General features: G+C 45.3%; 12 protein-coding genes. 6 read left to right on the plus strand and 6 right to left on the minus strand.

What is annotated here, in order from left to right:
- Both D6D85_RS05265 and D6D85_RS05270 read left to right on the plus strand, forming a co-directional pair.
- Positions 1 to 1,329 (plus strand): TldD/PmbA family protein (locus D6D85_RS05265; protein WP_133308293.1); only part of this gene is annotated, 1,329 nt, incomplete at its 5' end.
- Entirely contained in the window at positions 1,326 to 2,591 is a 1,266-nt protein-coding gene (locus D6D85_RS05270) for a TldD/PmbA family protein (RefSeq protein ID WP_125671026.1), read from the plus strand. The genes D6D85_RS05265 and D6D85_RS05270, both read left to right, overlap by 4 nt.
- Before the next feature lie 9 nt (positions 2,592 to 2,600).
- Here D6D85_RS05270 and D6D85_RS05275 read toward each other — a convergent pair whose 3' ends face one another.
- The 3 genes from D6D85_RS05275 to D6D85_RS05285 all read right to left on the minus strand — a co-directional run bounded on the left by D6D85_RS05275 (position 2,601) and on the right by D6D85_RS05285 (position 3,843).
- Positions 2,601 to 2,891, minus strand: coding sequence for a hypothetical protein (locus D6D85_RS05275; RefSeq protein ID WP_125671027.1), 291 nt, complete (start codon positions 2,889 to 2,891; stop codon positions 2,601 to 2,603).
- A gap of 93 nt (positions 2,892 to 2,984) precedes the next feature.
- Entirely contained in the window at positions 2,985 to 3,350 is a 366-nt protein-coding gene (locus D6D85_RS05280; RefSeq protein ID WP_125671036.1) for a class II SORL domain-containing protein, read from the minus strand.
- 268 nt (positions 3,351 to 3,618) lie between these two features.
- On the minus strand, positions 3,619 to 3,843 hold the full coding sequence (locus D6D85_RS05285) for a type II toxin-antitoxin system CcdA family antitoxin (protein ID WP_125671028.1): 225 nt from the start codon (positions 3,841 to 3,843) through the stop codon (positions 3,619 to 3,621).
- Positions 3,844 to 3,909: 66 nt separating this feature from the next.
- Here D6D85_RS05285 and D6D85_RS05290 point away from each other — a divergent pair, with 66 nt between their 5' ends.
- Together D6D85_RS05290 and D6D85_RS05295 are read left to right on the plus strand one after the other, a co-directional pair.
- Complete coding sequence (locus tag D6D85_RS05290; RefSeq protein WP_125671029.1) at positions 3,910 to 4,821, plus strand: isoaspartyl peptidase/L-asparaginase family protein; 912 nt, start codon at positions 3,910 to 3,912, stop codon at positions 4,819 to 4,821.
- Positions 4,822 to 4,859: 38 nt separating this feature from the next.
- The gene (locus D6D85_RS05295; protein ID WP_125671030.1) at positions 4,860 to 5,081 is read left to right on the plus strand and encodes a hypothetical protein; all 222 of its coding nucleotides are present in this window, start codon (positions 4,860 to 4,862) and stop codon (positions 5,079 to 5,081) included.
- A 116-nt stretch (positions 5,082 to 5,197) separates the two neighbouring features.
- Here D6D85_RS05295 and D6D85_RS05300 read toward each other — a convergent pair whose 3' ends face one another.
- Positions 5,198 to 5,941 carry an acylphosphatase gene (locus tag D6D85_RS05300; protein ID WP_125671031.1) on the minus strand — a complete coding sequence of 248 codons (744 nt, stop codon included), beginning with the start codon at positions 5,939 to 5,941 and terminating at the stop codon, positions 5,198 to 5,200.
- A gap of 192 nt (positions 5,942 to 6,133) precedes the next feature.
- On the opposite strand from D6D85_RS05300, the gene D6D85_RS05305 reads away from it, so the two are divergent.
- Positions 6,134 to 6,895: a hypothetical protein gene (locus D6D85_RS05305; RefSeq protein ID WP_125671032.1), complete on the plus strand. Its 762-nt coding sequence runs from the start codon at positions 6,134 to 6,136 to the stop codon at positions 6,893 to 6,895.
- Between the two features lie 125 nt (positions 6,896 to 7,020).
- On the plus strand, positions 7,021 to 8,331 hold the full coding sequence (locus D6D85_RS05310) for a transglutaminase-like domain-containing protein (RefSeq protein WP_161969700.1): 1,311 nt from the start codon (positions 7,021 to 7,023) through the stop codon (positions 8,329 to 8,331).
- A gap of 72 nt (positions 8,332 to 8,403) precedes the next feature.
- Here the strand turns inward: D6D85_RS05310 and D6D85_RS05315 are convergent, their stop codons facing one another.
- Positions 8,404 to 12,192 carry a S8 family serine peptidase gene (locus D6D85_RS05315; RefSeq protein WP_125671034.1) on the minus strand — a complete coding sequence of 1,263 codons (3,789 nt, stop codon included), beginning with the start codon at positions 12,190 to 12,192 and terminating at the stop codon, positions 8,404 to 8,406.
- Between the two features lie 13 nt (positions 12,193 to 12,205).
- Positions 12,206 to 12,910, minus strand: a 705-nt coding sequence (locus tag D6D85_RS05320) for an S-layer protein (protein WP_125671035.1), incomplete at its 5' end; no start/stop codon positions are given.

Here is a 12,910-nt window from a genome sequence, read left to right on the forward strand (position 1 = left end):
GAAGCGATCTCCTATGCTCTCGATCTAGGGGCACAGTTTGTCGAGATAAGGCATCAAAAAATCTCAATTACAGAGGTATTTGTTGTGAACGGAGTGATAAGAAGGCTATCCTCAGGAGATGAATCGGGCTACTCTGTGAGAGTGCTTCTCAATGGAGCTTGGGGATTCAGCTCAGGCCCAAGCCTTAAGGAGCTTGTTGAAAGCTCAATAAAGCTTGCAAAAACCTGTGAAAAAGAGGAAATCGAGGTTCATGGAAAGCCCTATACAGGCAGTTATATCCATTCAGTGAAGATCCCACCTGATCAAGTTCCAGTTGACAGAAAGGCAAGAGATGCTGTTGATCTATGCAAAAGAGGGATGATAGAGGAGGTCAGGAACTTCAATGTGTCTTATCTGGACGGATTTCTTGAGGAGGAGGTTGTCAACAGCATAGGGACAAAGGTGAGGCAGAAAATATACAGGACAAGGGTTTCCTTTTCAGCCTATGCTCACAGAGCTGGAGTAACGGAGAGAGCTCTTGAAAGCACTGGAGGGACAATTGGATATGAGGCAATAGAGGGGTCATTTGACCTAGCTGAGACCGCAGCAAGAAGAGCAGTAGAGCTTTTATCGGCTAAATCCGCTCCAGCTGGGAAATTTCAGGCTGTTCTGGATCCAAAGCTTGCAGGAGTATTTGTTCACGAGGCATTTGGGCATGCTGCTGAAGCAGATGAAGTCTTAGCTGGAATGAGCATACTGGAGGGCAGAATTGGGCAGAGAGTTGGCAATGAAATCAACATAGTGGATGATCCCACGCTGGAAGGGCTATATGGGAGCTACAAGTTCGACAGCGAGGGATCTGAGGGGAGAAGAAAGGTGATAGTTGATAAGGGTATTCTGAAGAGCTTTATGCACAACTTGGAGACATCCTCCAAGATGGGTGTTGAGAGCACCGGAAATGGAAGAGCCATGAACTTCAGAAATCCCCCCATAGTCAGGATGAGCAACACATTCATAGATAAGGGAGATGCAGAGCTAGATGAGATTCTGAACATGAGAGAGGGAATCTATGCAATAGGAAGCCTATATGGATATACAGAGCCAGCAAAGGGACAGTTCATGTTCAAGGCTGAGGAAGGATGGCTTGTAAAAAATGGAGAGCTGGTGGAGAGACTTAGGGAAGTTGCTTTAGCTGGAAACACGCTTGAGATCCTAGGAAACATTGAACTGGTGGGGAAGGATCTGAAATTCTCACCGGGAAATTGCGGAAAGCAGGGACAGTGGGTTCCTGTCACAACAGGATCCCCTCATATAAGGGTGAGGGAGGTTGTATTTGGGGGGTTGAGATGATGGAGAAGGAGATCTTCATCCAGAGGGGAAGAGTGATAAGCATTCATGCTGAGAAAGGGGCTATAAAGAGGGCGGAGGAGAGAAGATTTGAGGGAGCTGGAGTTAGGGTGATAAAGGGGAGAAAAATGGGCTTCTATTACACAACCGATCTGGGGAAAATAGAGGATGCCGTAAGAAAAGCTGAGGAGATATGCGATGCAAGCATGGAGGATAAAGATCTAAAAGGGCTTCCTGATATGGGGAATTCCAATGTAAGGGGGATATTCGACAGGAGAATTGCTGATATGGAAGTTTCTGAGGCTGCTGAAATAGTTAAGAGGATTATAGAGGCTGCAAAAATATCCGATAAGATATATTCTATCTCGTGCGATGCAGTTCTATCCCATGTTAAAACCGAGGTACAGGGAAGGGATGAGCAGGAGGAGGAGAGGACTTTTATAAGCATAAGCTCATACATAAGAGCAAAAGATGGAGAGAGGAGCAGCGTCGGCATGGAGGCAAACGATGGAAGAAGCCTCTCCTCAGTTGATCCCGAGTTTGTCGGAGGAAAAGCTGCCGAGCTAGCTTTGATGTCCCTTAACTCAATACAGATAGAGACAGGGGATTATCCCGTTGTTATACATCCGTTTTCAGCCCCAAACTTCATAGGATTCCTAGTTTCGGCAGCAGCAAATGCGGAGAACATTCAGCAGGGGAGAAGCTTTCTATCGGGAAAAATTGGACATTCTATTGGAAGGGAGGAGATCTCTATAGTGGATGATGGGACAATTGAGGGAGGAACTGGGACAAGGGGATTCGATGATGAGGGAGTGGCAACTAGAAGGACTGAGGTGATATCCTCTGGCGTATTCAGATCAGCTATACACAACAGCTACACAGCATTTAAGGAGGGAATTGAGAGCACTGGAAATGCTAGCAGAGGCTACTCATCCCCTCCATCTATATCGATGAACAATGCCCTGCTTGAGGCAAGAGGGATTGAGGCAGATGAGGATGATCTCCTGTCAATGAGAAGAGGAGTTCTTCTTTATTCCACTGATGACACACCAAATCTGGCAAATGGAGAGTTCTCAGGCCTGATATCCCTAGGCTTCCTCATAGAGGAAGGAGAGATAAAATCTGGCCTCAAGGAAGTGGGATTTGGTATAAACATGATGGACTTCCTGAAAAGGGCGGAGCTAGTTGGAAAGAAGAGAAGAAGCATCTCAGGGGTTATCACCCCGGAGATAAGGGTTAGCTCGATGAGATTAGCTGGAAAGTGACCTCATTTCTTATACCGCTTTCTTCATGAAGGAGTTGACGATCTCCCCATCGTATTTTGTGGCTATTGTCGGGAGAACTGAGTAGCCATACTTCCCTATTATTTTGGATATTCTTCTCGCTGTGTCCAAGCTGTCATCCCTAACTAATATGAGGACATTGCTCCCATAGACCTCATCCTCCTCCTTAGGAAGGGCTATTATTCCCTCCAGATTGTCCTTAAGGGATTCCTGAAGGTCGTTTATGAGCTCCTTAACGAGGTTGCTCCATCTCTCCTCCTTCGGATTGAACACCACAAGCATGACAGCCGAAGCCAGATGAAATATAAAAAGTTGAATAAAAGTTGGATTTTCCATTCTAATGCTAAAAAAGTAATGGGGAATTGCTAAGTAAAATCATGGAAGTGGCTCCTCATTCCTCCAGAGGCCGTGAATGTTGCAGTAGCTGAAAGCTATCATCTTTCCCTTCTTACCGGTCTTAAAGGTGAAATAAGCTATTGGCTCAGTGTAAACTGTGCCTTTGTTTGGTCCCTGAACTGATTCTCCATGGGCATTGAAATCAGCTTTTCCTATCTCAAACGGGAAGTTCTCACCATCCGGGAGGAAGTAAAGGGAAATCCATCTTATGTGATGTTCAGTTGTGTTTGGATGCGGTATCTCCTTTCCCACGGTCACCTTGACAGTAACCTGATCCCCTTTCCTTTCAACTATCTCTATTACTGGGACATGCTTCTCAGTTTTCCAGTCCTGGGTCCTGAACATCTCCAAAATCTCACCCCAAATTCAGCTAGCTGGAACTATTTAATAAACTTTTCATAAAAATAGTTTTGTGTCCATCAGCTCAGGAGATTGAAGCTTCGTAACCTACTCCACAACTGAAGTCGGGAGTCTCCTCGCATTTATCTTGATTAAAAACTGGGAAAATGCCTCTTCCTCTTGCTATCTATTTCTGAGAGGATGAGATCTCTCAGACTCTTCCTCCCTTAGATATCGTTCTGTCATGGTACTAGAATCTAATCACCTTTTGGTCCTATCTCACTTTTGGATCTCTGAACTCCCCGATAAGCTGATTTGATGGCTTATCCAGCCTTGCTTTATCGGAAATCTCTTCCATAATAGTAAGGGCCCATTCTATCTCTCTTTTCCTTGCTTCCTCCTCAATAGCCTTTCTCATAAGCTCGCTTAAGTTTATCCCGTATTTTCTTGCCTTTTCCACTAGGCTTCTGCTAACCTTCGTGGATATTTCGTAGTCCATATGGCAACCGCCTCTACATAGCATCCGGAGATAAATAATTTTAACTTTCCTCTTTCAGGACAGCGTATGTGGGCAATAGTAGTTCATGGAGGAGCCGGTCAGATAACATCTGCATCTAGGGAGGAGCATGAAGCCCTTCTTGAGGCCGTTAAATCCGGTGCAGAAGTATTGGCATCGGGTGGAAGTTCCTTAGATGCGGTGGAGAGAGCCGTAATTGTGATGGAGGACAGTGGATTTTTCAATGCAGGCTCAGGCTCATGCCTCAACATAGCAGGAGAGGTTGAGATGGACGCTGCAATAATGTCGGGAGGAAAAGCTGGGGCTGTTGCATGCGTGAAGAGGATAAAAAACCCGATAAGGGCTGCGAGAAAGGTCATGGAGCTGACAGATCATGTCATACTTTCTGGAGAGTTTGCTGAGAAATTTGCAGTAAAACTGGGGCTTGAGATCTCAAACTTCATAACAGAGGAGAAGATGGAGAAGTATAGGAAGCTGATGGAGGTTTTCAGGAGGAAGGAGTGGTACTACAAGGTGAACAAGGATCTTCTGGACAGATATCCCGACCTTCTGCATGGAACTGTCGGTGCTGTGGCTGTGGACTCGAGAAGGGATCTTGCAGCAGCAACCTCAACAGGAGGCGTGTGGCTGAAGCTTCCGGGGAGAATAGGGGATACAGCTTTAATAGGAGCTGGAACTTATGCAGACAGCAGAGTAGCTCTCTCAGCAACGGGAATAGGGGAGTACATAATAAAAATGGGGCTTGGGACAAGAGCAGGAATGATGGCTGAGATGGGGATGAGAGCAGATGAGATAGCCAGAGCCCTTATATCAAAGATGAGCTCCGAGTTTGGAAGGGGGATAGCTGGAGTTATAGTTCTGGACAGGGATTACAGGATGGGAATAGACTACAACACAGCAGGGATGAGGAGGGGATGGATGAGGAGCGATATGAAAAGGCCTGTGGTCATCGATATCTAGATACCAAAATTTAAAAAGGGAAAACATTGCTTTATCATATGAGCAGAATGGTCCGCTCTCTCCTCAGAATGATGGGCCTTTATGAGCTGACAGATCACGAGGACAGGCTTGAGATAGACAGGGAGATAGAGAGGAGAACTGGAGTAAGCTGTGATGAGGCAATAGAGATGGGATTGATAGGCAGAGATGAGTTTCTCTCAATAGTACAGGAAATCCTGAGGAGAAAGAAGGGGAGAAAGGAGGTTGAGCTGTACATATAACAGCTGTTACTTTACGACTCTGATTACACATAGCTCTCCGAATTCACCGGAATCGAGCTTCTCAGGCATATATCCCTGAAATCCTAGGAAATATTCTAAGCTCAAAATATATTTCGTTATTGAATATCTATCCCTGCTTTTATAAGAGCCTTCTTTATCCTCTCAACCTCTTCCTCAAGTCTTTTGAATCGTTCCTCCAACAGATAAGTTATGTTGTCCAGTTTTGATGAGATAAGCTTTGTACTGGAGGATATCCTCTTTCTAGTCTTTCTTCCCTCTTCTCTAATGGCTTTTATTGTCTCATCCTGTTTCTCCAGCATCTTATCCATTTTCCCAGAAAATTCATCCTGCTTTTCTAACATTAAATCCTGCTTCTCCAGCATCTTATCCATCTTCTCCAGCATTTGATCTTGTTTCTCCAGCATCTTATCCATTTTTCCAGACATCTCACCTTGCTTTTTCAACATTTCATCCTGTTTCTCCAACATTAAATCCTGCTTTTCTAACATTAAATCCTGCTTCTTCAACATCTGGCCTCCATATGTAACTATCTTCTCGAGCTGAAGGGCTGTAAGATATCTGTAGTAGCTCTCCATCTCCATCACATTTCCTGAGTAATCCTCTACCTGAATGCTCTCCACAACAGCAGCTTCAGGCTTTTTTCTCTCAATTAGGTCAATAAATGCGGAAATCTTGTCTTCTGAGGAGTCTATAAGTATCTCAACAGCTTGTTTTCCATCTATCACTATGTTATCGGCATAAAACCTCTCTATTCCCAGAAATCCTGCAATGCCAAGAAGGAAGGGTCTATAACCGACATCATGCACATTTCCCGTTATTACAATCCTTTTCCTGGGCATCAATAAAGAGGATGGACAGGAAATTTAATTGTTAGCAGTCTTAAAGCTTACTCTACTTCAACTGAAGTCGTATTCTGGAAAAGTTTTCGGTTCTGAATCTGATTGCTAACTGTCAGCAGAAGTTAACGAAATCGGAAACTATTATAATGTAATAAAAGAGAGATTTTCTTTAAGCATTCACTCTTTTTTCCCGTGGACCTTACAAGAAGAGCATACATACCGGAGCAGATTCCCAGCTACATGTGCTCTTTCTCAGGGCTTAAGTGGTCAAACGAGGGCCCATTCATCTACTACTATGGAGAAGGGGAGATCAGGTTCATAGGCTACTCCCTTGACGAGGGAGATCTTGAGAAATCTCTTCAGAGAGCCATAGACAGGCACAGGCCTGTCAGGGTTTTAGTAGCTTCCCCTAGAAAGATAGAGGGATATGATGTCATAGAATCAGATGAGTACTATTTTCTCGACGCTGAATCGCTGAAAATCAACAAGAAGATAAGAAATCTGATAAAAAGAGCTGAGAAAGATGTAAAAGTTAGGGAGACAGAACTGGAAGACGAGCATCTTCATTTTATAAGGGATTTTGTGAGGAGAAAGGGGCTGAAGGAGCATGAGATAATGCTCAGAAAACTGCCTGAATACGTGAGAGCTGCAAAACCCCTTATATTAGAGGCAAGACAGGAGGGAAGACTTATAGCCGTGACAATAGCTGATATAAAATCATCAGATGCCTTTTCATTCTATCTGTTCAACTTCACATCGGAAAGAAAAGTTCCTGGAGCCTCCGATCTCCTCCTCAAAAACCTGATCGACAGAAGCATTGAAATGGGGAAGAAGGTGAACATGGGGCTGGGGATAAATGAGGGCATTAGGAAGTTCAAGTTGAAGTGGGGTGCAAAAATTCTGGCACCTTTCTACCTCATGGAGAGGTATTGTCAGGAGATTTCCCTATTTTAAGCCTTTAAGTACTTTGTCTATTGCGTAAAGCTTAGACAGCTGAATGCGAGTGCTGATGACAGGCCTTATTCTCTCGCTTTACAAGCCTTGCAAAAAGTTTTTGTCCTATGTTTTTTCTAGGTCATATGGAGTTCCTCACAGCAGGTCTGCCGGATGACATAAGAAGACTTGTTGAGATTGGAGACTTCTCCCTAGCAGAGAAAAGGATAAAAAAGCTTCTTGAGGATGAAAGGCTTCCTGATATAGTGAGAGAAAGGCTTTTGTATGAGCTTGAAAGGCTTAGAAGGGTGAGATTTGACTACTCTTTGAGAAAGGAAGATGCTCTTACAATGTTAAAGCAGGAGGTTAGGGATTTCAGCGAGGATGATCTGAGAAAGTGGATTGAGGATGGATCAATCGACTTCAGACTGATAGATGGGGAGGAGAGGTTCTTCAGGAGCTTTATTCCAAATCTCTTCAGGTTCAACGAGGATGCTAGGAAGAGGAGGGTTAAGGCAGAGGATAGAACAGATGACAGGATTCTGATAGATCACATAAAATCAGTCATGAGAGGGGAGAGGAAAAGGGCTAGGTACAGAGTGATGATGGAAATCAGGTTGAAAAAGCAGGTGGAAGGAACTGTGAGGTGCTGGCTTCCATTTCCAAGGCCCAATGAGATACAGGATGGGATAAAGCTGATATCGGCATATCCTCAGGGATATCTGCTGGCAGATGAGGGCAGTGAGCAAAGGACAATATACTTCGAGGGGAATGATGTCTTCAGAGTTGAGTACGAGTTCAGATCAAGCTCCAGATTTCCAAAAGTTGAGCCAAGCTCAGCTGAGGTTGATGAAACCCTCTCCAGATATCTGGATGAGAAACCGCCTCACATCTGCTTCACCTACTTTCTCAGAAGGCTGTCGGAGGAGGTAACAAAAGGGGAGAGAAATCCGTATATGAAAGCCAAGAATATATACAAGTGGATAGTAAAAAATGTAAAGTATGCATCTGCATACGAGTACTCGACTTATGAAAATATAAGTGAGTACACTGCCAGAAACTTAAAAGGAGATTGCGGGATGCAGGCACTTCTCTTCATAACGCTTGCCAGAATAAGCGGGGTTCCGGCAAAGTGGCAGTCGGGATGGTATGTGAATCCGGCTAGAGCCAACATGCACGACTGGGCTCAGTTTCACATAAGGCCATATGGATGGCTTCATGTGGATCCCTCCTTCGGAGGACACTTCCCTGAGTACAGCGATTTCTACTTCGGAGGGATCGATGAGTTCAGGCTTGTATTCAACGAGGATATACAATCCGAGTTCACTCCAAAAAAGAGGTTTATCAGATCCGATCCTGTGGATAACCAGAGAGGAGAGCTGGAATATGAAGGAGGTAACTTATATTACGACTCCTGGGGATATGAATTTAGAATACTGAGCTTCTCAGAGGAGTGAAATTGTTATCACGAGATTTCAAACCTGTTAGACTGTATATCGACGGATAGTAAAAAAGAAAAAGAAGAGGGGTTAGCTGGGCACATGAACTGGGCACCAGTCCTCTCCAAACCACCCAGTTGAGATCCAATCCTCGTACGGCGCACCATAGTACTTATAGAAGAGCTTGTAGTCCGGATGGAATGTTACGAAGAACGCACCAGCTATGTAATCACCAGGTACTGCATTTGTCGCGTCTATCACCATGCCTGCATCCTTGTATGCGTTTAATATGTAGCCCTTGTTCAGCGTACTAGTTGTGTACCAATAATCCGGAGTTATCTTTAGAGGTGATGTGTAGGCGGCATCTATTTCTGCTGACTCGCCCCAATATGTGACACCTGCCTCGGCCCAAAGCTTCCAGCTGAAGTCAGCAGGCCTTGTCTCTCCTTTCCTCATCGTTATGTTGCATGGATTCATGTATCTCTTGAGGTCATATGGGCTTAAAACGCTCACATATCCTCTTATCGGCTCATATATCATCTTCCCTCCGTGAACAAGCTGGTGCACTATTATCGTGTAGTATCCGGGCCCTGTCTGCTGATAAACTATTGGATACCAGTCAAATGTGTTCACAAAGGGCGTGGCTATCATCTCCTTCTTCCACTTTCCTGTAACATCTGCTATGCTCTCTATGAGAAATGTTCCACCGTCTAAATTCCAATGCTCGCTTACACCTGTGCCCCAGTATCCTCCTGCAAACATACCTATTGAGTTTAGCGTGTATATTGCAAGTGTGCTGTTGTCCTGAGTCCACTTGAAGTCAACAAACAGGCCTCTCGCAGCTGGGTTCATCAGTTTCACGTAGTAGACCCTCCAGTCCCCTGATTCATATCTCCACCACCAGTCAAATGCCCCGTTTAGAGATGATGGGTTGTAAAGCAGCATGTCAGTTGGGGATGTGTATGTCAGGTACTGGACGCTGTACAGAGGAAGATACACACCATAGGTGTACGGTATGTACTTCTTGAATGAGCCGAAGTCTAGCTCTATGTATCCCTGCTGCGGTCCAACGACAGTTGAGGCTGTCAGCTTCCCTGTTATTGTCACAGTGCCTCCGGGTGCTATGCTTCCTGATGAAGGACTAAGTTTAACTGATGTGTCTGTAACTCTCTTGTAATTTGTTATCCTGAGTATGAACGGGACTTTGCTCAAGCTTGTATAATTAATAGCTCTCACATAGACAGCTATCTTATAGTTTGATCCTAAGGCTTTTACTCTTTCAGCAATATCGTGTACAACAACCTCCTCTGTAGTTCCCACGGCATAGTTATAGTCTATTGGAAAAGCATTCACATAGGGTGTTGGAGTTCCAGTTCCATCCCAGTACCAGACGAATAGCCTTGGCCATAAATCTTCCCAGTAATCGTTGTCATAATCAAAGCTGGAGTAATCTATTGCAGCGCTGAACTTCGTCAGCTCAGCTCCCTCGAACTCAGATGGATCGAAGATATACCACTTTATGAATCTCCATCCGGGATGGTAATCCAGTAGACCTGAATACGTCTTTGGAGCCCCAGTGGGCACATAGGTAATCGCTCTTGCGGTGAAAGATAGTCCCGTGCTCGTTGGATTCGTCACGGAGAAACTGAACGGAACAACATCCCTTCTTCCTACTATTCCCAGATAGAGGGATCCGGATGGATTTGCAAAGTCAAGCTTTGTCAAGTTCAGCTCCACTGGTGGCAGCGGATTTCCATACCACCACATGTATATTGGAATGTTTATGCCCCATTGAGCTTCCCAAGCACCTGAGAGCATCTCCTTGAGCTTTGTGCTGCTTGTTGATGTCTTTATGAGGACTGTTTTATCTGTTCCAGGCTCAGTTCCAGCCATTCTCAGTGCCAGTGAGACTGCGTTCAGGGCATCAACCCTTCCTGAGCCCTGCTTGAACGGATCATATTTCAGATCAACAGCAGTGCTCTGTATCATTGATCTTATTAATGCAGGCTTCCCCTTTAAGCTTGGGTTTGCCTGAAGCATCAAAGCAACAACCCCCGCTGTCATCGGAGTTGCCATTGAAGTTCCGCCGAATACATCATAGCCTCCATAGTAATGGGGTGCAACAGTAATGGCCCATGCTCCTATGTTCACCACATCTGGTTTTGCCTCAGCAAGAGGACTTGGGCCTCTGGCGCTCCAGCCTATTATGTCATCGTAGAACACTCCTCCAGGCCATGTCAGGAAGGATGTTGATGCTCCCACTGTTATCACAGCAGAAGCAGTTCCGGGAGCTGTGACAGTTCCATATCCAGGTCCTCCATTTCCAGCCGCATGAACTATGGGTATGCCGGGGAAGTTGGGATCGAGGAATCCCGGCGTTGTAAGGCCGTTCTCGAACATGCTCTCTAGATCGTAGCCGAAGCCGAATGCATCATAGAAGAATGTGCTTATTCCCCAGCTGTTGCTTATTATGTCAGCCCTTGGGGATCCAGTGTAGTAAATGTTGCCAGCTTGATCCACATCGAAGCCAGCAGCCCAGAGCATACCTATCTCCACATCTCCTATCCAGAGTCCCTTTATCCCCATTACCTTTGCCTCAGGAGCTATTCCTGGAAGCCCAGACCAAGTTCCTCTTGATGCAATAGTGCCAGTGCACTGGGTTCCATGGCCATAAAAGTCGTAGAAGAATGAGAGATATCTTCCCTTCAGATCCCATCCCGGGAAGAAGTAGCCCGGATATCCGAAGTTCCACCATATGTCGTAGAAGAAGCCACCTACAACTCCAAGGGACACATCGCCTACATCATATTTCCCATTTCCGTTTGCATCATAGTATGTTATCCTTTCTCCATCATATGTGTAGTATAAGCCTGAGCTGTACTCATCATTGAAATTGGAGTCGTTGTTCCAGTCTATGACAACTAATGTGTAGTTCCCCGCTGTTACAGGATCTGCCATGAGCACATTGTATGCATAATATATCCCCCATTCCCAATCTAAATCATAAAGATAGGCTATTCCGAACTTATATGTACCGCTCTTGGATGGTATGCTGCCGACGTAGGCGGTTGTGTTGCCTGTTGTATAGCTCACATCAAGATCCTCCTCCCAAGGCACATATGTTACCACGGTCACTCCGGATAGATCTATGTATCCTGTTGCATTCGGGCTAACATCTACCATATTGAGAACCTGTGCTTCATCAGCATCCAGGACAAGTGGCTCCCTCACAGTTATGTAATTTCCATCAAGAGGCTGGTAGTAGCTTCCAACATAGTACTCAAGGGCATCCCTCAAGTCTGGGTTGCTGTAGTCAATGCCTGTGTCCACAACGGCCACTGTTATCCCGCTTCCTGTATAGCCCATTGAGTTCACTTCGCTAGCTCTTATGACCTCTCTTGCAGCTATCATGTCCACAGCTATCTTCTTCGTCTCCTCCTTGTCTCCCATCAATGCGGTTATGTTCGGCATGTCTGGCCTAGGCTTCACTTTATAGTCAAGAATTATGCCTTTCTCCTTCATCTCATCGAGTATTGGGAGCTTCTTTGCCTCAGCTATCACCTTTATCATGTACTTTCCATCCTTTGTCTCCACAACCCTGCTTGTCGACACCATTGATGATAGTTTCTTCTCACCCTTCTCGCTTAGGGCAGATGATAGCGCAGTTATCGATTTCTTATCCTTGAGGAAAACAGCTACCTGGAAGTTCCCTGTGGTTAGATTCATCGCAGCCCTTGATATGCTGTACTTCGACATATCCTTGTCTACCAGTGATCCGCTGAGCTGGTTGGCAGAGTATATTTTATACGGCTCTCCTACAACAGATAGGGACGGGATCAAGAGGACAAGAACAAGAAGGAAGGATAACAACCTCCTCATTCAATCACCTCTTTTATCCAGCCGCTCCAGCTGGTATAGCAACTATCACCGGTGTCAGCACTGCAGGAGGCACTGGCGGTGGAATAGCAGTCGGCATTATCCCGAGCAGTATAACAGCATTTGGTGTTGTCCTTCCTGCTGCATAGAACACAGGAGCTGTTGATGCCACCAGCTTTGTTGGATCAGCTAATGCAACTGAGGCTGCTAAAGTACCATACCTGTCAGTGCCTGCTACAACTAATATGTTTCCAGATCCCCAGTCCTTGGGCCTGCTCTTCGCATACTCTATCACACCAAGTCCGTTTCCACCCTCAACCTTGTACACGTATTCTTTGGATATTGGAGCTGGCAGGTATCCATTGTCCACCAATATCTTAAGCACTGTGTCTAAGTCGTAAGTCTTCCCTGCATACTCCAGTGCCCATACTCCGTTCACCTGCTTGAATGTCACATCCAGGAGTTTGGCATCGTTCAGGTACTTCACTATAGTGTTCACAGCAGGTCCTCCTATCAGTATTAAGTCCTTGTCCTTCAGGTCAGCTGATAGTGTGTTGTTCTGGAACACCCATGAGTCAAGGTAGATTATCGGCATCTTCACAAAGCTGAACACTGCCTCTCCTGCAAATATCTGGTCAACATCCGCAGGCTGTGTTATATCCTTTGCATATGTGACATTTCCTGATGTCTCTATCTTTATCTGAGTTGTCCCCTTGAACCC

The sequence above is a fragment of the Candidatus Methanodesulfokora washburnensis genome, assembly GCF_003947435.1.
Taxonomy (GTDB): domain Archaea; phylum Korarchaeota; class Korarchaeia; order Korarchaeales; family Korarchaeaceae; genus Methanodesulfokora; species Methanodesulfokora washburnensis.

Bases quoted from the DNA above. Each gene is read 5' to 3' on its own strand.
- D6D85_RS05270 (WP_125671026.1), top strand. From the start codon at position 1,326: ATGATGGAGAAGGAGATCTTCATCCAGAGGGGAAGAGTGATAAGCATT.
- D6D85_RS05275 (WP_125671027.1), bottom strand. From the start codon at position 2,891: ATGCTTGTGGTGTTCAATCCGAAGGAGGAGAGATGGAGCAACCTCGTT.
- D6D85_RS05280 (WP_125671036.1), bottom strand. From the start codon at position 3,350: ATGTTCAGGACCCAGGACTGGAAAACTGAGAAGCATGTCCCAGTAATA.
- D6D85_RS05285 (WP_125671028.1), bottom strand. From the start codon at position 3,843: ATGGACTACGAAATATCCACGAAGGTTAGCAGAAGCCTAGTGGAAAAG.
- D6D85_RS05290 (WP_125671029.1), top strand. From the start codon at position 3,910: ATGTGGGCAATAGTAGTTCATGGAGGAGCCGGTCAGATAACATCTGCA.
- D6D85_RS05295 (WP_125671030.1), top strand. From the start codon at position 4,860: ATGAGCAGAATGGTCCGCTCTCTCCTCAGAATGATGGGCCTTTATGAG.
- D6D85_RS05300 (WP_125671031.1), bottom strand. From the start codon at position 5,941: ATGCCCAGGAAAAGGATTGTAATAACGGGAAATGTGCATGATGTCGGT.
- D6D85_RS05310 (WP_161969700.1), top strand. From the start codon at position 7,021: ATGGAGTTCCTCACAGCAGGTCTGCCGGATGACATAAGAAGACTTGTT.
- D6D85_RS05315 (WP_125671034.1), bottom strand. From the start codon at position 12,192: ATGAGGAGGTTGTTATCCTTCCTTCTTGTTCTTGTCCTCTTGATCCCG.